This is a genomic window from Streptomyces sp. NPDC055103 (assembly GCF_053607625.1).
Window position 1 is genome coordinate 33,801 of the sequence record NZ_JBSGTX010000021.1, and the last position, 19,243, is coordinate 53,043.

The 19,243-nt window shown below is 74.2% G+C and carries 21 protein-coding genes and 1 pseudogene; 14 read left to right on the forward strand and 8 right to left on the reverse strand.

The genetic code is table 11. The features are described 5' to 3' along the window. Positions 1-121: 121 nt before the first annotated feature. The 5 genes and pseudogenes from ACWFR1_RS15720 to ACWFR1_RS15740 all read left to right on the forward strand — a co-directional run. A pseudogene (locus ACWFR1_RS15720) lies at positions 122-226 on the forward strand (nicotinamide riboside transporter PnuC); the annotation flags it as partial. A gap of 59 nt (positions 227-285) precedes the next feature. Further along, a complete protein-coding gene (locus ACWFR1_RS15725; protein ID WP_453551118.1) occupies positions 286-1,434 on the forward strand; it encodes an AAA family ATPase in 1,149 nt (382 codons plus the stop codon). Beyond that, entirely contained in the window at positions 1,431-2,171 is a 741-nt protein-coding gene (locus tag ACWFR1_RS15730) for an NUDIX hydrolase (RefSeq protein WP_453551121.1), read from the forward strand. The genes ACWFR1_RS15725 and ACWFR1_RS15730 overlap by 4 nt, the downstream gene beginning before the upstream one ends. Beyond that, complete coding sequence (locus ACWFR1_RS15735; protein ID WP_453551124.1) at positions 2,168-3,205, forward strand: ADP-ribosylglycohydrolase family protein; 1,038 nt, start codon at positions 2,168-2,170, stop codon at positions 3,203-3,205. Before ACWFR1_RS15730 ends, ACWFR1_RS15735 begins: the two co-directional genes overlap by 4 nt. Before the next feature lie 3 nt (positions 3,206-3,208). Further along, complete coding sequence (locus tag ACWFR1_RS15740; protein WP_453551127.1) at positions 3,209-3,979, forward strand: nucleotidyltransferase domain-containing protein; 771 nt, start codon at positions 3,209-3,211, stop codon at positions 3,977-3,979. A gap of 114 nt (positions 3,980-4,093) precedes the next feature. On the opposite strand, the gene ACWFR1_RS15745 is transcribed toward ACWFR1_RS15740, so the two are convergent. The 3 genes from ACWFR1_RS15745 to ACWFR1_RS15755 are packed head-to-tail and all read right to left on the reverse strand — an operon-like array spanning position 4,094 to position 5,602. Then, the gene (locus ACWFR1_RS15745) at positions 4,094-4,771 is read right to left on the reverse strand and encodes a nucleotidyltransferase domain-containing protein (RefSeq protein ID WP_453551129.1); all 678 of its coding nucleotides are present in this window, start codon (positions 4,769-4,771) and stop codon (positions 4,094-4,096) included. Positions 4,772-4,781: 10 nt separating this feature from the next. Beyond that, on the reverse strand, positions 4,782-5,222 hold the full coding sequence (locus ACWFR1_RS15750; RefSeq protein WP_453551132.1) for a Rieske (2Fe-2S) protein: 441 nt from the start codon (positions 5,220-5,222) through the stop codon (positions 4,782-4,784). Between the two features lie 44 nt (positions 5,223-5,266). Then, positions 5,267-5,602: a DUF952 domain-containing protein gene (locus ACWFR1_RS15755; protein ID WP_453551134.1), complete on the reverse strand. Its 336-nt coding sequence runs from the start codon at positions 5,600-5,602 to the stop codon at positions 5,267-5,269. A 105-nt stretch (positions 5,603-5,707) separates the two neighbouring features. Between ACWFR1_RS15755 and ACWFR1_RS15760 the strand changes: the two genes are divergently transcribed. The 6 genes from ACWFR1_RS15760 (at position 5,708) to der (ending at position 10,770) form a co-directional block, all read left to right on the forward strand. Further along, positions 5,708-6,133 carry a YidB family protein gene (locus ACWFR1_RS15760; RefSeq protein WP_453551137.1) on the forward strand — a complete coding sequence of 142 codons (426 nt, stop codon included), beginning with the start codon at positions 5,708-5,710 and terminating at the stop codon, positions 6,131-6,133. A gap of 162 nt (positions 6,134-6,295) precedes the next feature. Continuing rightward, positions 6,296-6,667, forward strand: a complete 372-nt coding sequence (aroH, locus tag ACWFR1_RS15765; protein WP_453551139.1) for a chorismate mutase — start codon at positions 6,296-6,298, stop codon at positions 6,665-6,667. Next, positions 6,664-7,752, forward strand: a complete 1,089-nt coding sequence (locus tag ACWFR1_RS15770) for a prephenate dehydrogenase (RefSeq protein ID WP_453551142.1) — start codon at positions 6,664-6,666, stop codon at positions 7,750-7,752. The genes aroH and ACWFR1_RS15770 overlap by 4 nt, the downstream gene beginning before the upstream one ends. A 156-nt stretch (positions 7,753-7,908) precedes the next feature. Next, complete coding sequence (cmk, locus tag ACWFR1_RS15775) at positions 7,909-8,610, forward strand: (d)CMP kinase (protein WP_453551144.1); 702 nt, start codon at positions 7,909-7,911, stop codon at positions 8,608-8,610. Beyond that, positions 8,538-9,251 carry a lysophospholipid acyltransferase family protein gene (locus tag ACWFR1_RS15780; protein ID WP_453551146.1) on the forward strand — a complete coding sequence of 238 codons (714 nt, stop codon included), beginning with the start codon at positions 8,538-8,540 and terminating at the stop codon, positions 9,249-9,251. Before cmk ends, ACWFR1_RS15780 begins: the two co-directional genes overlap by 73 nt. 70 nt (positions 9,252-9,321) lie before the next feature. Further along, positions 9,322-10,770, forward strand: a complete 1,449-nt coding sequence (gene der, locus ACWFR1_RS15785; RefSeq protein WP_453551149.1) for a ribosome biogenesis GTPase Der — start codon at positions 9,322-9,324, stop codon at positions 10,768-10,770. A gap of 103 nt (positions 10,771-10,873) precedes the next feature. Here the strand turns inward: der and ACWFR1_RS15790 are convergent, their stop codons facing one another. Beyond that, on the reverse strand, positions 10,874-11,176 hold the full coding sequence (locus ACWFR1_RS15790; protein ID WP_453551152.1) for a hypothetical protein: 303 nt from the start codon (positions 11,174-11,176) through the stop codon (positions 10,874-10,876). Positions 11,177-11,583: 407 nt separating this feature from the next. Next, positions 11,584-12,366 (reverse strand): hypothetical protein, encoded by a 783-nt coding sequence (locus tag ACWFR1_RS15795; protein ID WP_453551154.1) that lies wholly within the window; start codon positions 12,364-12,366, stop codon positions 11,584-11,586. Between the two features lie 217 nt (positions 12,367-12,583). Here ACWFR1_RS15795 and ACWFR1_RS15800 point away from each other — a divergent pair, with 217 nt between their 5' ends. Beyond that, complete coding sequence (locus ACWFR1_RS15800) at positions 12,584-13,273, forward strand: LysM peptidoglycan-binding domain-containing protein (RefSeq protein WP_453551157.1); 690 nt, start codon at positions 12,584-12,586, stop codon at positions 13,271-13,273. 67 nt (positions 13,274-13,340) lie between these two features. Here the strand turns inward: ACWFR1_RS15800 and ACWFR1_RS15805 are convergent, their stop codons facing one another. Genes ACWFR1_RS15805 through ACWFR1_RS15815 form a run of 3 tightly spaced genes read right to left on the reverse strand, consistent with a single transcriptional unit; the run spans position 13,341 to position 17,229 of the window. Next, entirely contained in the window at positions 13,341-13,997 is a 657-nt protein-coding gene (locus ACWFR1_RS15805; RefSeq protein WP_453551159.1) for an ATP-binding cassette domain-containing protein, read from the reverse strand. After that, a complete protein-coding gene (locus ACWFR1_RS15810) occupies positions 13,994-16,843 on the reverse strand; it encodes an ABC transporter permease subunit (RefSeq protein ID WP_453551162.1) in 2,850 nt (949 codons plus the stop codon). The genes ACWFR1_RS15805 and ACWFR1_RS15810 overlap by 4 nt, the downstream gene beginning before the upstream one ends. Then, on the reverse strand, positions 16,831-17,229 hold the full coding sequence (locus tag ACWFR1_RS15815; protein ID WP_453551164.1) for a hypothetical protein: 399 nt from the start codon (positions 17,227-17,229) through the stop codon (positions 16,831-16,833). The genes ACWFR1_RS15810 and ACWFR1_RS15815 overlap by 13 nt, the downstream gene beginning before the upstream one ends. Positions 17,230-17,375: 146 nt before the next feature. Between ACWFR1_RS15815 and ACWFR1_RS15820 the strand changes: the two genes are divergently transcribed. After that, positions 17,376-17,903, forward strand: coding sequence for a hypothetical protein (locus tag ACWFR1_RS15820; RefSeq protein WP_453551167.1), 528 nt, complete (start codon positions 17,376-17,378; stop codon positions 17,901-17,903). Continuing rightward, positions 17,881-19,173, forward strand: a complete 1,293-nt coding sequence (locus tag ACWFR1_RS15825; protein WP_453551170.1) for an ABC transporter substrate-binding protein — start codon at positions 17,881-17,883, stop codon at positions 19,171-19,173. Before ACWFR1_RS15820 ends, ACWFR1_RS15825 begins: the two co-directional genes overlap by 23 nt. The last annotated feature ends 70 nt before the right edge of the window (positions 19,174-19,243 follow it).

Consider the following 19,243-nt stretch of genomic DNA (forward strand, 5'->3'; position numbering starts at 1 on the left):
GTGGGAGGCCCGTGACCGCTGGTCGGTCACGGGCCTTTCCCATGTCCTTTTCGTGCTTGTGGCCGAAGCCCGCCGTCATTTATAGTCAGAGTGACTCTTAAGGAGGGTGAGTGCCACGGACATCCACGCCGACGGCGGCCTCCCGTCCGTCTTCATCGCCCTCGCCGCGTACGGCCGGCGGACCTGGACCCACGGGGGTGGACCAGGCTCCGAGACCGTCCCGGTGGGGGCGGTGGAGGCCCTCGACCCCGCGGTACGGGCCGCCCTCCCGGCGGAGGTGACGGCGTGAACTGCGACGGCGTGAACTCCGGCGGCGTGAACTCCGACGGTGTGAACTCCGGCGGCGTCAAGCGCTACGGCCACGGCCTCGTCCTCGGCAGGTTCTATCCGCCGCACGCCGGCCACCACCACCTCGTCCGCACCGCGCGCGAGCGGTGCGACCGTCTCACCGTGCTCGTCTGCGCCTCCTCGGTCGAAACCCTGTCCCTGGACGACCGCGTCGCCTGGATGCGCGAGATCCACCCCGACACCCTCGTCGTCGGAGCCGTCGACGACACCCCCGTCGACCTCCAGGACCCCGACGGCTGGGACGCCCACATGGCCGTCTTCCGGGCCGCCGTGCCCGAGCGCGTCGACGCCGTCTTCACCTCGGAGCCGTACGGGGAGGAGCTCGGCCGCCGCTTCGGCGCGGAGTCCGTCGCCGTCGACCCCGACCGCACCCGCTTCCCCGTCTCCGGCACCGCCGTCCGCGCCGACCTCGCCGGCTGCTGGGACTTTCTGGAGCCGCCGGTCCGCTCCGCGCTCACCCGGCGCGTCGTCGTCCTCGGCGCCGAGTCCACCGGCACCACCACCATGGCCCTCGCCCTCGCCGACCACTACCGGCGGCGCGGCGGCGTCTGGGCCCGCACCCGGTACGTACCGGAGTACGGGCGCGAGTACAGCGCACTCAAACTCGCCGAGCTCCGCGCCGGACACCCCGACGCCACCTGGTCCGACGTCACCTTCCGCTCCTCCGACTTCCCCGTCATCGCGCAGCGCCAGGCCGAGCTGGAGGAGGAGGCGGCCCGGGACGGCTCGCCCGTGCTCTTCTGCGACACCGACGCCTTCGCCACCACCATCCGGCACGAGCGGTACATGGGCACCGCCAGCCCCGAGACCGGGGAGATCGCCGCCCACGGCCGACAGCACCTCTGGCTGCTCACCGACCACCGGGGTGTCGCCTTCGAGAACGACGAGGGCGCGGCGCTGCGCGACGGGGAGCGCCTGCGGCCCTGGATGACCGCGCGCTTCCTCACCCAGCTCGCCCACACCGGCCGCCGGACGGCCGTCCTCAGCGGCCCGCACGAGGAGCGGCTCGCGGCGGCCGTCGCCGCCGTCGACGCGCTGCTCGCCGAGGGCGCGCGCTTCGCCGACCCCCTCCCGGAGCGCCGATGAGCACCGTCCCGCCCGCACCGGAGGGCTACGACAAGTACGCCTTCGAGCCCTTCGCCGTCACCGTCGACCTCGCCGTCCTCACCGTCCGCGAGGAACGCCTGCACGTCCTCCTCGTCCAGCGGGGCCAGGAGCCGTACGCGGGGGAGTGGGCGCTGCCCGGGGGCTTCGTCCTGCCCCGGGAGTCCGCCGAGACGGCCGCCCGCCGCGAACTCGCCGAGGAGACCGGGCTGTCCGAGGCCGTCGTCGCGGGGCTCCACCTCGAACAGCTCCGCACCTACAGCGACCCCGACCGGGACCCGCGGATGCGGGTCGTCTCCGTCGCCTTCACCGCGCTCGTCCCCGGCCTGCCCGAGCCGCGCGGCGGCGGCGACGCGGTCGAGGCGCGGTGGCTGCCCTACGGCTCGTACGGGCCCCTGGCCTTCGACCACGACCGGATCCTCGCCGACGCCCGCGAACGCGTCGGCGCCAAGCTCGAGTACAGCTGCCTCGCCACCGCCTTCTGCCCGCCCGAGTTCACCCTCGGCGAGCTGCGGCAGGTGTACGAGACGGTCTGGGGCGTCGCACTCGACCGCCCCAACTTCCGGCGCAAGGTCCTCACCACACCCGGCTTCGTCCGGGCCGTGGAAGGTCCGCCGCGCCGCACCGGCGGACGGGGGAAACCGGCCGCTCTCTACCGGGCGGGCGAGGCCACGGCCCTCCACCCGCCCCTCCTGCGACCGGAAGGACACCCCTCATGACCCTGACCCCGCCCCGTACCGCGGCGAAGCAGGCCGCGACCGGCTCCCTGACCGGCCTCGCGCTCGGCGACGCGCTGGGCTTCCCGACCGAGTTCAAGGACGTGCCGTCGATCCTCGCCGCGTTCGGCCCCTGGCGGGAGATGCCGCTCCCGCTCACCCGGGGGACGGCGTACGTCACCGACGACACACAGATGACCCTCGCCTTCGCCCGGGGCATCCGGACGGCCATGGACCGCGGCGTGCTCGCCCCGCTGCGGCTCGCCCGGCCGGTCCGGGACGAGTTCGTCGACTGGTACCACTCCCCGGAGAACAACCGCGCCCCCGGCAACACCTGCCTGCGCGCCTGCCTGCTCCTCGACGGCGACCGGCCCTGGCAGGACGCCTCCCAGATCGGCTCCAAGGGCTGCGGCGCCAACATGCGGGTCGCGCCGATCGGCCTCGTCCCCGGGCTGAGCGAGGAGCAGCGCGCGGGCGCCGCCCAGCTCCAGGCGGCCCTCACCCACGGCCACCCCACCGCGCTCGCCGCCTCCGATCTGACGGCCCGCGCGGTGTACCTCCTGGCCCAGGGCGTGGACCCGGCCGGCCTCGTCGGACAGCTGCGCTCGTACGCGTACGAGAACCGCGACCGCTACCACGAGCACTGGCTCGGCGACCTCTGGACCCGCTCCCAGGACCCCTCGGCGCTCTCCTTCGTCCGGCGCGGCTGGGACGAGTGCCTGGCCGTCCTGGAGCGCCTGGACGCCGTCCAGCGCACGGCGGACCCGGAGCTCGACCCCTGCGCGTACACCGGCGACGGCTGGATCGCCGAGGAGGCCCTCGCGACCGGCCTGCTCTGCTTCCTCCTCTTCCCCGGCGAGCCCCTCACCGCCCTGCGCAGGGCGGCCTGCACCCGCGGCGACTCCGACTCGATCGCCGCCCTCGCCGGCGCCTTCGCCGGCGCGCACCTGGGCGCGGACGCCTGGCCGAAGGAATGGGCGGAGCACGTCGAGTACCGGAGCGACCTGCTGACGTTCGGCGCGCTCTGGGACGCTTGAGCCATGACACTCGCCCTCGGGTCCGCCCTCGACACCGACCTCGCCGCCGTCGTGGCCGAACAGCCCGACCCCCTGCTCTTCGCGACCGTGTCGGGTGCGCACCTCTACGGATTCCCGTCCCGTGACTCGGACGTGGACCTGAGAGGTGCGCACCTGCTGCCGGTGGACGCGCTCATCGGGCTGCGCGAGCCCGAGGAGACCCGCAGCCGGATGTGGGACCGGGACGGCGTCGAGATGGACCTCGTCACCCACGACCTGCGGAAGTTCGTCCGGCTGATGCTGCGCCCGAACGGCTACGTCCTGGAGCAGCTCACGTCCCCGCTGGTGGCGCACACCACGGAGACCCACGCGGAGCTGCGCGCGCTCGTGCCCGCGGTGCTCACCCGTCACCACGCCCACCACTACCGCGGCTTCGCCGGAACGCAGTGGCGGCTCTTCGAGAAGAGCGGCGAGCTCAAGCCGCTGCTGTACACCTACCGGGTGCTGCTCACCGGCATCCACCTGATGCGTTCGGGCGAGGTGCAGGCCCATCTGCCGACCCTGGTGGAGGAGGTGGCCGAGGCTCCGGTCCGGCTGCCCGACCTCGTCGCGGCGAAGGCGGCGGCCGAGCACGGGCCCGCCGAGACGGCGTTCGAGGACGTACGGGCAGAGGTCGAGGCGCTGCACGGCGTCCTGGACGAGGCCCAGGCCGCGTCGGAGCTGGCGGAGGCGCCGAGCGCGTGGGACGCGCTCCACGACCTCGTCGTACGGGTCCGGACCGGCGGCGCGGTCTAGAAGGCCTGTCCGACAGGGGCCTTCCGCAGGGGCCTTCCGTGGGGACGGACATGCCGGTGCCCCGGCGGGATGTCCGCCGGGGCACCGGTTTCTCGTTGTTCAGCCGTCCGCGTTTCAGACAGCCGACCGGCGGGCGCGGATCAGGAAGTCCTGGACGCGCGTGTGGTCGGGGGTGGCCGGCAGCGGGCTCGTGTCGTGGGCGCGGTCCGCCTCCTCCTGGAGGCGGTTCATCCAGGACTCGACCTCGGGCCAGGGGACTTCGCCGCGCTTGACCGCGAGGAGACGGTCGCGCTCCTCGCCGACGTCGATGCGCAGCTCGCCGGTGCGCAGCAGGTCGCGGCAGCTGATCAGGAGCCGCAGCAGATGCATGGCGTGCTTCCAGCGTGGATGCCCGTACTGGCGGACGTCCGCGTCCAGCTTGCGGCGCTGGCCGCCGGCGTAACGGACGAAGGTCTGGTGGGCCTGCCGGGAGAGGAACGCCCCGCGCAGGGAGAGGAGTTCGCGGCCCAGGTCGTCGACGTGCTCGACGACGGGGGAGTGCAGGCACTCCAGGACGTTCGGGTTGTTCCGCAGGGCCAGCTCGCAGAAGCGCTCCAGCTCCCAGCTGAACTGTTCCGGGGCCGGGCCCTCCACATGGGCCGGGGGCTTGTCGAAGTGCCAGAAGAGCGGCGTCGGGGCGAGATAGACGCCCCGCACGTCGGTGTCGCTGTCCTCGGTCGCCAGACCGAAGGCGCGCGATCCCATCACGCAGGAGTAGATCGTGTGGTCGCGCACCAGCTCGTCCGGGGTCATGCCGGTGAGGCTACGCGAGGGTGATCGATTCCCCCGAGACATTGATCCGCGCGGCCGGGAGGGGGCGGGGAGCCGGGCCCGCCGCCACCGAGCCGTCGGCGACGCGGTACTTGGAGCCGTGGCAGGGGCAGTTGATGGTGCCGTCCGCGACCTTGTTCACCAGGCAGCCCTGGTGGGTGCAGACCGCGGAGAAGGCCTTGAACTCGCCGGCGGTCGGCTGCGTGACGACCACCTTCTCCTCGGTGAAGACCGTGCCGCCGCCGACCGGGATCTCGGAGGTCATGGCCAGTGGGGGCGCACCGGTCGTCGTGGCCGACGTCGCCGGGGCGCCCGTCGTGGCCGGGGCGCTCGTCGCCGTCCCGCCGTCACCCCCGCCGTCCGAGCCGCAGCCCGTCGTCAGGGCCGCGGCGGCGAAGAGGACGGTACGGCGGTTCGTGGCACGTGAAGTCATGGCACCAGCTTGGTGGCGCCCCGTCCCGGGGCACCGCAACACGCCTACGGGCGGGGTGTCAGCTCCCTCGCACGGCCGTCCGCGTCCCTGCGGACCTCCAGGACCTCCGTCACCGCCGCCCGCTCGATCGCTCCGTACACGTGCGGGAAGAGCCGGCCCTCCGTGCCCTCCCAGCGGACCTCGCCGCTCAGCCGGGACTCGTCGATCACGAGGACCAGCAGCGGTCCCGGAACGGACCGGTACGGGCCGTCGGCGATCGCCAGGGCCGCGGGCCCGTCGGCCGAGCAGTGGACGAAGCCCTCGGTGGCGAGCGACGCCGGGGCGTAGGGGGCGGTGGGATCGGCGGACCAGTCGGCCAGTGGTACGACGTGCAGCAGCATGGCGACCGTTCTACCGGTCCACCGCGTCCGACGTGTACGCCGGTGGCGGAACACCCCGGTATGGGTGAGATTGGGCGTGTTCCGTACCGGACGAAAGGCAGAACGATGGCGGGAAACGACCTCGGCAGTCTCCTCGGCGGCCTCCTCGGAGGCGGCGGTCAGGGCGGTAGCGGCGGCGCCGGCGGCATCCTCGGCTCCCTGCTCGGCGCCCTCGCGGGCGGCAAGAGCGGCGGCGCCGACGGCTCGAACCCGCTCGGCGGGCTCCTCGACATGCTCACCAGGTCCGGCCTCACCGACCAGACGCAGTCCTGGGTCGGCACCGGCGAGAACCAGCCCGTGAGCGGCACCCAGATCGCCGACGCCCTCCCGGACGACACCCTCCAGAAGGTCGCCGCCGACGCCGGCGTCAGCCCGCAGGAGGCGGCCGACGAGATCGCCCGGTCCCTGCCGCAGGCTGTCGACAAGCTGACCCCGGACGGCTCGGTGCCCCAGGGCTCCCTGGAGGACCTCATCCGCCAGCAGCAGCTCTGACGGGTCTCCCCGGCGCCCGCTCTCCGTCTCGGAGGGCGGGCGCCGCGACGCGTCCCGTCCAGGGCCGGCCAGGCCCTGTCCGTCGGATCGGGGCCCCGATCATGATCCGACGGACAGGGCCTAGGCTGAACGGAGCATCTGACGCAGGCGAAGGAGGAGGACGTGGCCGTACGAGCGGTCCGAGGCGCCGTCCAGCTGGAGCGGGACGAGGCCGGACACATGCGCGAGCAGAACGTGGAGCTGCTCACCGCCGTCCTCGCGCGCAACGAACTCACCGCCGACGACCTCATCAGCGTCTGGTTCACGGCCACGCCGGACCTGCACGGCGACTTCCCCGCCGCCGCGGCCCGGGGGGTCGGGATCGACATCGACGATGTACCCCTGATCTGCGCCCAGGAGCTCGACATCGAGGGGGCGACGCCGAGGGTCGTCCGGCGGCTCCTCGCCCACGTCGAGACCGATCTGCCCAAGTCCCGGCTCGCGCACGTCTACCTCGGTGCCGCGGCCGCCCTGCGCAAGGACATCGCCCAGTGAGAACAGCGCTCGTCATCGGCACCGGACTGATCGGCACCTCCGCCGCGATGGCCCTCACGAGCCGCGGCGTCACCGTCCACCTCCGCGACCACGACCCGGCGCGCGCCCGGACGGCCGCCGCGCTCGGCGCGGGCACCGACGAGGCGCCCGCGGGACGCGTGGACCTCGTGATCGTCGCCGTACCCCCGGCGCACGTGGCCGCGACCCTCGCCGAGGCGATGTCGGCCGGCATCGCGCGCGGCTACCTGGACGTGGCGAGCGTCAAGGGCGGGCCGAAGCGGGAGCTGGAGGCGCTGGGCCTCGACCTCACCGCGTACATCGGTTCGCATCCCATGTCCGGCAAGGAACGCTCGGGCCCGCTCGCGGGGACCGCGGACCTCTTCGAGGGGCGGCCGTGGGTCCTCACACCGACCCGCGACACCGACACCGAGGTCCTGAACCTCGCCCTGGAGCTCGTCGCCCTCTGCCGGGCCGTTCCCGTCGTCATGGACGCCGACGCCCACGACCGGGCCGTCGCCCTCGTCTCCCACACCCCGCAGCTGGTGTCGTCGATGGTCGCCGCCCGTCTGGAGGAGGCCGACGAGTCGGCCGTACGCCTCTGCGGGCAGGGCATCCGTGACGTCACCCGGATCGCCGCCTCCGACCCGCGCATGTGGCTCGAGATCCTCTCCGCCAACCCGGGCCCCGTCGCCGACGTCCTCGCGGGCGTCGCCGCCGACCTCGACGAGACCGTACGAGCCCTGCGCTCCCTGCAGTCCGCCGACGAGGACAAGCGGCGTGACGGCGCCTCCGGCGTCGAGGACGTCCTGCGCCGTGGCAACGCCGGCCGTGCCCGTGTCCCCGGCAAGCACGGCGCCGCCCCCACCGCCTACGAGACCGTCGCCGTCCTCATCAGCGACCAGCCGGGCGAGCTGGCCCGGATCTTCGCCGACGCGGGCCGCGCCGGCGTGAACATCGAGGACGTCCGCATCGAGCACGCCACCGGCCAGCAGGCGGGCCTCGTCCAGCTCATGGTCGACCCCGCGGGCGCCCCGGCCCTGGGCGCTGCCCTCCAGGAACGCGGCTGGGCCCTGCGTACGAGCTGACGGCGCCGACGGCTTCCCGCGGGGCCCCTCCGAGGGGTCCCGCGGGGGGTCCCGACGCGGGCTGGGCCGAACGGGTGCGTGGGACTCGGTAACCTTGTGGGGGCCCCTTGCATCTCCGCCGAGGCCCTACCGCTTCCCCAGGAAGGTGTTCCCACCGTGGAATCCGTGATCGTCGCCATCGACGGGCCGTCCGGCACGGGCAAGTCGAGCACCTCGAAGGCGGTCGCCGCCAAGCTGGGGCTGAGCTACCTCGACACCGGCGCCCAGTACCGGGCGATCACCTGGTGGATGATCAGCAACGGCGTCGACGTGACCGATGCCGAGGCCGTGGCCAACGCCGCCGCCAAGCCGGTCATCGTCTCCGGCACGGACCCGGGCCGTCCCACGATCACCGTCGACGGTGCCGACGCGGCCGGGCCCATCCGTACCGAAGAGGTCACCTCCAAGGTCAGCGCCGTCAGCGCCGTCCCCGAGGTGCGGACGCTCATCACCGAGCTCCAGCGGTCCATCGCGAAGAGCGCCGAGCACGGCATCGTCGTCGAGGGCCGGGACATCGGCACCACCGTCCTGCCCGACGCCGACCTCAAGATCTTCCTCACCGCCTCGCCCGAGGCCCGTGCCGCCCGCCGCTCCGGCGAGCTCAAGGGCGCCGACGTGCAGGCGACGAAGGAGGCCCTGATCAAGCGGGACGCCGCCGACTCCGGCCGCAAGACCTCTCCGCTCGCGAAGGCCGGCGACGCCGTCGAGGTCGACACCACCGACCTCACCCTGGACCAGGTCATCGAGTGCGTCGTCACCCTCGTCGACGAGCGGCGGAGCGCGACCGAGGGCACGGAGAAGAGGGCGGCCGCCAAGTGACCCTGCCCTCCGCGAAGGGCGCCGTCGTCGGCCGACGCATCGGCATCGGCCTGATGTACGGCTTCTGGAAGCCGCGCGTCCTCGGCGCCTGGCGGGTGCCGGCCTCCGGCCCCGTCATCCTCGCCGTCAACCACGCGCACAACATCGACGGCCCCATGCTCATGGGCACCGCACCGCGCCCGGTGCACTTCCTCATCAAGAAGGAAGCCTTCGTCGGGCCCCTCGGGCCCTTCCTGGAGGGCATCGGGCAGGTCAAGGTCGACCGCGACAGCACCGACCGCAACGCGATAGGCAACGCCCTGGGCATCCTGGAGCAGGGCGGCGTCCTCGGGATCTTCCCGGAGGGCACCCGGGGCGAGGGCGACTTCGCCTCGCTGCGCGCCGGCCTCGCGTACTTCGCCGTGCGCAGCGGCGCGCCGATCGTCCCGGTCGCCGTCCTGGGAAGTACCGAGCGCCGGGGACGGTTGGTCAAGGCACTGCCTCCGCTGCGCGGCCGCGTCGACGTCGTCTTCGGAGACGCCTTCGAGGCGGGGGACGGTTCAGGCCGTCGGACCCGCAAGGCGCTTGACGAGGCCACCGTACGGATCCAGGGGCGGCTCACCGCTCACCTGGAAAACGCCAGGCGCCTCACCGGGCGCTGAGCGAGACTTTCAGTAGTGGGCCCCGCGGCTCGGGGATCCACCGACCACGAATGATCAAGGAACGGACTTCATGAACGACCAGCACGACCACGGGGCACTTGGCGACGCCGAGTACGCGGAGTTCATGGAGCTCGCCTCGGAAGAAGGCTTCGACGCCGAAGAGATCGAGGGCGCGATCGAGGAGGCCGGACACGGCCCCCTCCCCGTCCTCGCCGTCGTCGGCCGGCCGAACGTCGGCAAGTCGACCCTGGTGAACCGCATCATCGGCCGCCGTGAGGCCGTCGTCGAGGACAAGCCGGGTGTCACCCGCGACCGCGTCACCTACGAGGCCGAATGGGCCGGGCGCCGCTTCAAGGTCGTCGACACCGGCGGCTGGGAGCAGGACGTCCTCGGCATCGACGCCTCCGTCGCCGCCCAGGCGGAGTTCGCCATCGAGGCCGCCGACGCCTGTCTCTTCGTCGTGGACGCCACCGTCGGCGCCACCGACACCGACGAGGCCGTCGTCAAGCTGCTCCGCCGCGCGGGCAAGCCGGTCGTCCTCGCCGCCAACAAGGTCGACGGCCAGTCCGGCGAGGCCGACGCCGCCACGCTCTGGTCCCTGGGCCTCGGCGAGCCGTTCCCCGTCTCCTCGCTGCACGGCCGCGGCACCGGCGACCTCCTCGACGAGGTCCTGAGGAAGCTGCCCGAGGCCCCCGAGCAGCGCTTCGGCAACGCCGTCGGCGGCCCGCGCCGCATCGCCCTCATCGGCCGTCCGAACGTCGGCAAGTCCTCCCTGCTCAACAAGGTGGCGAACGAGGACCGGGTCGTCGTCAACGAGCTGGCCGGCACCACCCGCGACCCGGTCGACGAGCTGATCGAGCTCGGCGGCGTGACCTGGAAGTTCGTCGACACCGCGGGCATCCGGAAGAAGGTCCACCTCCAGTCGGGCGCGGACTACTACGCCTCCCTGCGGACCGCCGCCGCCATCGAGAAGGCGGAGGTGGCCGTCATCCTCATCGACACCACCGACAAGATCTCGGTCCAGGACCAGCGCATCATCACGATGGCGGTCGAGTCGGGCCGCGCCATCGTCATCGCCTACAACAAGTGGGACGAGCTCGACGAGGAGCGCCGCTACTACCTCGAGCGCGAGATCGAGACCGAGATGCAGCAGGTCGTCTGGGCACCCCGGGTCAACGTCTCCGCCAAGACCGGCCGCCACATGGAGAAGCTGGTCCCGGCCATCGAGACCGCCCTCGCCGGCTGGGAGACCCGCGTCCCCACCGGCCGGCTGAACGCCTTCCTCGGTGAGATCGTCGCGGCCCACCCGCACCCGATCCGCGGTGGCAAGCAGCCCCGCATCCTCTTCGGTACGCAGGCGGGCACCAAGCCGCCGCGGTTCGTCCTCTTCGCCTCGGGCTTCCTGGAGGCCGGCTACCGGCGCTTCATCGAGCGCCGTCTGCGCGAGGAGTTCGGCTTCGAGGGCACCCCGATCCACATCTCGGTGCGCGTGCGCGAGAAGCGCGGCCGCAAGAAGTAGTCGGTGCGCGGTGTGACCGCGCGGTGGGACACGGCTGAGGGCCGGGGCGACGAGCCCCGGCCCTCAGCCGTGTCACGGTAGTCCGCCGCGGTGTCCGCCGGCCTCAGAGTCCCCGGCGGGGACCCGGCGGGAGCGCCGCCGGCGTGTGGTGCTGCTGCGCCGACCACATCGGTGGATACGCGGAGGCGTACCGCTGCCCGCCGCCGTATCCCTGCCCGGCACCGTATCCCTGGCCGTTTCCGTACAGACCCGTGCTGGCGGTCGTGCCGAAGGCCCGGAAAGCCACCTCCTCCTCGCCGCTGCGGTCACCCGGCAGCGTGCGGAACGACCGGCGGTACTCCGAGAACAGGGCGTCGTAGATCGGCGTGGCCGACTGGCCCGCCGTGACGTCCTGCGCCGGGCGCATGGAGGGGATCTGGCTCGGATGCGGCTGGAGGAAAGGGTCGTATGGGTGCACGTACGTGCCAACGACCCCGCCGCCGGTCGGATGCGGGCGACTCTCCGAAAGAGCCGCCCGCCGGGGGCGCGGCACGGTCGGGACCTCGGGCCCCGCCGTGCCGGCCGCGGCGGTCGCCCCCGGCGGGATGCCCGCGGCCGCCGGATCGGCGGTCGCCCCCGGAGGGCTGCCCGCCGCCGCCGGATCGGCGGTCGCCCCCGGCGGGATGCCCGCCGCCGGACCGACGGGCGTCGCCGGTCCGCCGCGCCCTGCCGGTCCGCTCAGCCTGCCCAGCTCTCCCAGTCCTCCGGGCGCCGACGGGCCCGCCCGTCCCCCCGGGGCCCGCGCGGGCCCTATGCCGGGCCGGCCGTCGTCCATCAGGTACCGGCCAGCGGCATCGCGGCCGCCACCAGGCGTCCGTTCGCCGCGGCCTTCTCCAGGGCGTCGCGCAGCAGGTCCTCGCGCGGCTGCTGGCCGATGGAGCCCACGGGCGCGGCGAAGACCAGGACCGTGTGCGACTTGTTGGCCGCGGCGCGCCAGCCCTCGGTGACCTGGAGCGGCTGGTGGGCCTGCCACCAGGCGGCCTGACCCGCGCCGTTCGGCCCCGGCTGGAGGACGGAGTGCAGCTGGCCCATGGCGACCAGGACCGACCAGCCCGGCAGGACCGCCGGCTTCTCGTTGAGGTCGGTGACGGGCCGGAAGCCCTGCTCACCGAGGAGCGGCAGGAACTCGTCGACGAGGCCGTCGGTGCCCGGGCGGGCCACGGGGGCGGTCGGCTCCACGACCAGCGCCGGGTGCAGCTCGCCCTCGATCAGGACGAGACCGCTGGTGACGCCGAGCACGGCCTGCTGGGGGTGGGCGGCGGACAGCGCGTCGGCGGCGTCCGCCGCCGTGATCGAGGCGACGGCTCCCTGGAGCTGGGCTTCGGCGACCTTGACGACCTGCGACGGGATGCAGCTGGCGTGGGCGAACGCGAGGACCGCGGTCTCCTCACCGACGAACAGCACCGTGCTGGTGCGCTCCTGCTCGGAGTCCCCCGGCGTGCGGCAGGAGGTGCAGTCGTAGCTGCCCGGGGCGTTGTCGCCGGCAACCAGACGGTCGGCTTCTTCGTCGCCGATCTCGGCGCGTACGTCCTCGTGAACGTCGAGCATGCGCGGCACGGGGGGCTCCCTGGACTCGGTACGGGGGGACGCCGGGCCGTTCCCGGGCGTCTCATGCCGAGTTCAACGGGTCAGGATCGGCAGGGGTCACGCGTGGAAGCGAGGCAACTTGCCGGTGGCGTGTGCGGCGGGGCCCGTGACTCCGACCGGGTGGGGTGTGAACACTGTTCCGCGCGGCACGGGGCGGGGCCGCCGGGCGGCTGCCTAGCCTGCCCCGATGTCGAAGATCCGATTTTGGACAGCCGGTTCCGTGGTGGCCGCGGCGGCGGCCCTGATCACGCTGACGCCGGTGTCCGCGCAGGCCCGGGACGCGTCCGAGGAGCCGTGGCAGGCCGCCGTCGGGGCGGCCGCGGCCGGGGCGACGGCGGAAGCGGCCGTCGGGGCGGTGTCGGGTGCGGTGTCCGGTGCGGTGGCGGAGGCGGTCTCCGGGGCGGTCTCCGCCTCCGCCGACGCCGTGCGCGCGGCGGCCGCCGTGCCCGGTTACGCCTGCGCCGGTGACCAGTGGCCGTGGGGATGCGTCGCCGAATGCGAGAGCAGCGGCCGCTGGCACGTCAACACCGGCAACGGCTTCTACGGCGGGCTCCAGTTCTGGCAGCCGACCTGGGTCGAGCACGGCGGACGGAAGTACGCCGCGCGCGCCGACCTCGCCACCCGCCCGCAGCAGATCACGATCGCCGAGGAGGTCCTGCGCAGCCAGGGCTGGGGGGCCTGGCCCGTCTGCTCGAAGCGGTACGGGCTGAGCGGCCGCGTCCACACCGTCCAGCCGGGGGACTCGCTCGGCTCGATCGCCCGCCGTTTCGCCGTCAAGGGCGGCTGGCAGGCGCTCTACGCGGCGAACCGGAGTCTCGTCGGGCCCGACCCGAACCGGATCGTCGTCGGGACGATGCTGCGGATCGCGCCGCTCTGAGGTCCGGTCCGCGGGGTCGGTCTGTGGGGTTGGGCCGTGACGTCGGCCTGTGGGTCAGGCCGCGAGGTCAGGCCGTGGGGCCCTGGGGGAACTCGTGCGGCTCGCCGGAGGACGTGCGGGAGCCGCGCCGCAGCTCGTGGACGAGCGAGCCGCGCGGCAGCCCCGCCGGTACGCGCTGTTCGGCGAGGACCACGGCCGCCCCGTGTTCCACGGCGAGCGCAGCGAGGAGCCCGTACGTCCGCGCCGCGACCGCCGGGGCCATGCCGAGCGACGGCTCGTCGACCAGCACCACGCGCGCGGGCCTCAGCAGGGCACGGGACAGGGCCAGCATCCGGCGCTCCCCACCGGAGAGGGTCCCGGCGGACCGGGACAGCAGGGGGACGAGCTCGGGGTACGGGGCGGGGGCGTCCGGCGCGGTGAGCGCGAGGTTCTCGGCGACGGTCAGCCCCTCGTACACCGCCCGCAGATCCGGTACGAAGCACAGCCCGCGGCGTGCCCGCTCGTGCGGCGGCAGCCGGGTCACGTCGGCGCCGCGCCACACCACGAGGCCGGAGGAGAGCCGTACCGTGCCGGCGAGGGCCCGCAGGGCCGTGGTGCGGCCCGATCCGTTCCGTCCCAGGAGCACGGTGACCGTGCCGGACGGGACGGGCAGGTCGAGGCCGTGCAGGGCCTCCAGGGGGCCGTAGCGGACCCGGGCCGCGCGCAGCTCGATCTCGACGCTCATGACACGATCCGGCCCCCTTCCATGGTGTGCACCGTCTCAGCGATCCCGGCGACGAGGTCCGGGTCGTGCTCGACGACGAGGACCGTCAGGCCGTCTGCGGCGAGCGCGGCGAGGAGCCGGGCGAGGGCGGCGGTCTCGTCGGCGTCGAGGCCGGCGGCGGGCTCGTCGAGGAGGAGCGTGTGCGGCTGCCCCGCGAGCGCGCGGGCCAGCTCGACACGGCGCAGCGTCCCGGTCGGGAGGCCGGCGGCCACGCGGTGCCGTACGGGGCCTTCGAGGCCGAGCAGCCGCAGGCTGCGCTCGACGGCGGCGGGGTCCCCGCGGACCCGGCCCCGCTCGGCGCCGAGCCGGACGTTCTCCTCGACGGAGAGCGACGGGAACACGGCGAGCCGCTGGAAGGTCCGCGCGATCCCGAGCCGGGTCCGGGCGTGTGCCGGGCGTGAGGTGATGTCGGCGCCGTCGAGCGTGATCAGCCCCTGGTGCCGGCGAGGGTGGAGCGTCCCGGCGAGACAGTCGAAGAGGGTGCTCTTGCCGGCGCCGTTGGGGCCGACGAGGGCGGTGACGCGGGCGGGGGCGAGGGTGAGGGTGACGTGGGAGAGGGCGGTGATCCCTCCGGGGTAGGTGAGGGTGAGGTCGTCCGCGCGGAGTTCCGGGGCGGGTGGGGGTGCGGGGTGGGTGGCGGGTGGTGCGGGTGGGTGGCCCGGTGCGGGCCGGCGGGGGTGCGCCCGACCTGCGGTCGGGCTGGAGTTCCCACCCGCACCACCCGTGCGGATCGTCGACAGAGGTGCCGGTCTTCCCGTGGGGGGTGCGGCGCCGTCGGCGGCCGCAGGCCGGTGGAGGTGCGCCCGGCCTTCGGCCGAAGCGGGAGCCCCACCCGGCGCGAAGCGTCCCCGGCCTTCGGCCCCCCGGCCTTCGGCCCCCCGGCCTTCGGCCCCCCGGCCTTCGGCCCCCCGGCCTTCGGCCCCCCGGCCTTCGGCCCCCCGGCCTTCGGCCGGGACATCCGTGCCGGTGCCGGTGCCGGTGCCCGTGGTGGTGCCGGTCCCTGTGCCGGTGGCGGTGCCCGTACCGGTGCCGGTAGTCGCCGGACGTGTGCGCGGGAGCAGGAGCGTCGTCAGTGGGGGCAGGCGGCCTGTCTGGGTGGCCAGGAGGCCTACTACGGCCGCTGCCGCGCCCGCTTGGGGGCCCGCGTCGAGGGTGATCAGGAGCGCGGCCGCCGCCAGCGGCGTGAGCAGGCTGTCGGCGCCCAGGACCAGGACCGCCGCGAACCAGAGCAGGCCGCGTACCGGGTCGTACGCTCCCGGGTCGAAGGCGCGCAGGCCCATGCCCAGGAGGCCGCCGCCGAGGGCCGCCAGGGCCGCGCCCACGACGAAGGCGAGGAGCTTGAGGGCGGGGACCGGGACGCCCGTCGCCTCCGCGCCCGGCTCGTGGTCCCGCAGCGCGGCCAGCGCGCGGCCCGTGCGGCCCCGGCGCAGCGCCGCCACCAGGGCCAGGCAGCCGGCCAGGACGGCCAGTTCCAGGGCGTAGAAGGCGCGGTCGTCCGAGAAGCCCGTCGGGCGGCCCAGGGACAGCCCGGCCGTCGCGTACGGCTGGGTGAGGACGAAGCGGCTCACCGCGACGCCGATCGCCAGGGTGACCAGCGCGAGCGCCAGGCCGTGACGGCGGATCGCGGGCCAGGCCGTCACCAGGCCCACCACCGCCACCATCGGTACCGCGAGCCCCAGCGCCAGGACCGCGGGAACGCCCGCCGTCGCGAGCAGGGCCGTCAGGAGGGCGCCCAGGCCCGCGTACGCCGCCTGGCCCAGGGCGATCTGACCGCCCCGGCCCGCCACCACGACCAGGGACAGCAGGATCACGGCGAGCGCCGGGACCTGCACCGCCGTGTGCAGGTCGGAGCCCGCGAAACCGAGGGGGAGGAGGAGCAGGACGCCGGTGACCAGCCAGAGGGGGGTGGGGACGCGGGCGGCGCGGGCCGGTGGGGGCAGGGCGTCCCGGCCCTTGCCGCCGACGCCCGGCAGGACCACCGCCGCCACCAGGAGCGCCACCACGAACAGGTTCGCCCCGACCGCCTGCACCAGCGGTCCCGCCCAGCCCTCCGGGTGCAGTCGCGTCATCTGCGCCTGGGCGACGCCGATCGCGATCGCGGCCCCCACCGCGACCGGCAGCGAGCGCATCCGGGCGATCACCGCGACCGCGATCACCTCGACGACGAGCAGCGGCATCCCGTACGGGTCGAGCCGCACGTACGGGGCGAGGAGTACCCCCGTCAGCCCGGCGGTGAACGAGCCGAACGCCCACCCCGCCGCCGCCACCCGGTCCGCGTCGACCCCCGAGAGGACGGCGAGCGGACGGTTGTCCACCACCGCCCGCAGCTCCCGGCCGAACCGGGTCCAGCGGGTCACCGCAGCCACCAGGCAGGCCAGCGCCACCACCGCCCCCAGCTGCGCCCACGGGTCGTCGCCGAGCAGCACCGGCGCGTCGTCCCGCGCCCCACCGCCCCACAGCAGCGCCGCCCCGCCGACGAGCAGCACGAAGACGCCGAGGGAGGCCACCAGGGTCTGCGCCGGGTGCGAGCCGAGGAGCGCGAGCGGGCGGAAGACGCCACGGTCGAGGACGAGGCCGAGGCCGGGAGCGACGAGCAGGAGTGTGACCAGGGCGCCCAGCGGCAGCGGCCAGTCCCAGACGACCACCAGCTGCCGCAGCACGTACGCGCAGATCATGGCGACGGCGCCGTGCGCGAGGTTCAGCACCCCCGTCGCCCGGTAGGTGACGACCAGGCCGATCCCGGTGAGCGCGGCGGCGCTGCCGACCGCGAGGCCGGCGAGCGTCAGTTCGTACGTCAGGGAGGCCATGGTTCACAGATCGGGCAGGGTTCCAGGGCCGCGTCGCCCGCTGCCGTCGCCTCCGCCCTGCCCGCCACCAGCGGGCAGTCCGGACGGTGGGCCAGGGTCCCGCCGGGGACGCGCAGCGGCGGGCCGTCCGAGGACGGTGGGGGAGTCTCCGCCGGCTCCGGTGGGGCCGGCAGCGGAGAGGGCGCCGGCAGCAGGAGCGTGGCCGCCACGAGCACCGCGCCCGCCACGATCAGCGCCGCCCCCGGGACCGTGCACGAGGCCAGATAGGGCAGCTGCCGCTCGGCGAAGCGCTCGCCGGAGATCCCGTACCAGCCGAGCACGCACAGCACCGCGCCACCGGCGGCCGCCGCGACACCGCCCCACAGCAGGATCCGGGAACTCGGCACGGGCCTCCCTCGTCTCTCGCCTTCCGTCTTCCTCTCCTTCTTTCTTCGCCTCTTCTCCTTGCCCCTTCCTTGCACTATGCCCTGGTTCGCCCCACCCTGGTAGTAGCAGACCGTTCGGTCTGGAGACACACCCGGTGGTGAGCCAGATGGTTCTCGAACGACTCGGCGGACGCCCCCGGCTCGCGGCCCTCGCCGCCGTCGCCGTCCTGGCCTTCGTGCCCGCCGTCGCGGGCTGCTCGGACGACACGAAGTCCGGCAACCAGGTCGAGGAGACCCCGCCGCCCGGGATGACCGCCCAGCCGCCGGGGGCCGGTGAGCCCGCCGACCCGGCCGCGGCCGAGGCCGAGATCATCAAGAACTGGACGGCCTTCTTCGACCCGAAGACCTCCGCCGACGAGAAGGTGAGGGTCCTCGAGAACGGCGCCGAGATGCGGCCGGTCCTCGCGGCCTTCGTCGGCAACGAGAACGCCGCCGCGACCTCGGCGAAGGTCACGGGCGTCGAGTTCACCTCGGCCACCGAGGCCAACGTCACCTACGACCTGCTCGTCGGCGGGTCCCCCGCCCTGCCCGACTCCCAGGGCACCTCGATCCTCCAGGACGACACCTGGAAGGTCTCCGTGAAGACCCTCTGCGGCCTGGTCGAGCTGAGCGGTGTCACCGTTCAGGGCTGCTGAGGCGGTCGCGGCGCTGCTCCTGGCCGTGTCGCTCGCCCTTCTCGTGGGCTGCGGCAGCCGGCTCCCGGAGCGCGCCTTCGAGACGCGGCCCACCGCCACCCCCTCCGGCGGTGAGCCGCTCCGCGTCGGGATCATCACCAGCGCCACGAGCCCGGTCGGCGGGCAGGCCTTCACCGGCCCCCGCGACGGTGCCCGCGCCTACTTCGACGCGCTCAACGCCCGCGGCGGCCTCGACGGGCGCCGGATCGAGGTCGAGACCTGCGACGACGGCGGCAGCGGGGTCGGCAACAACGCCTGCGTGCACCGGCTGATCGACGAGCGCCACGTCTTCGCGCTCGTCGCCACCACCGCCCTGAACTACGCGGGCGCGCCCCTCGTCGCCAAGGCCGGGGTCCCCGACATCGGCGGCCAGCCCCTCACGCCCGCCTACGACACGTATCCGCACCTCTACGGGATCTACGGCAGCTCCGCCCCGCGCACCGGCGGGAAGCCCGGCTGGGACGGGACGCTGTACGGCGGGACCGAGGTCTACCGCTGGTTCGAGCGGGAGAAGGGGGCGCGGACCGCCGCCGTCGTCTCGTACAACCAGGCCGCGTCCGCCGCGTACGCCCGGCTGGTCTCGGACGGGCTGCGCGCCGAGGGCTACCGGGTCGTCGACGAGCAGGTCGACTTCGCCCTGCCCAACTTCCGCGCGGTCGCGGCCGATCTGCGGGACCGGGACGTCGACCTCCTCTTCGACGCGCTGGACACCCACGGCAACGTGCGGCTGTGCGAGGCGATGGAGGCGCTCGGGGTCCGCGTCGACGCCAAGGTCACCAACGTCCAGAACTGGTCCTCGTCCGTCGCCCGCGACTACGCCCGCGCCCCCGGTTGCCTGAACTCCCTGTGGGTGACCGGGTCCAGCCGCAACCACCAGGAAACCGGCCATCCGGCCGTCCGTGAGTTCCGGGACGCCATGGGGGAACGGCCGCTGTCCCAGTGGCAGTTGGAAGGGTGGGCGGCGGCGATGTGGTTCACCGACGCGGCCCGTTCCTGCCTGGCGGGGGACGGGCTCACCCGGGGGTGCGTCGAGGAGTTCCTGAACCGGCCGGAGCCGTACACCGCGCGCGGACTGCTGCTGCCCGTCCGCTTCGAGCACCTCGCGCGACCGCCCGAGACCCGTCACACCTGTCTGTCCGTGGCGCGCTGGGAGGGCGGTCGCGGCTGGGTGGGTCAGGGCGACATGACGGAGAACTGCGCGACCGTGCCCCAGCTCGCCTATCGGCCATGAGACATGGACCGGGGGACACCTGCCGTGAAACGGGGGTCCGTCCCGGCAGTACAGTCGGGCCGACCGACCA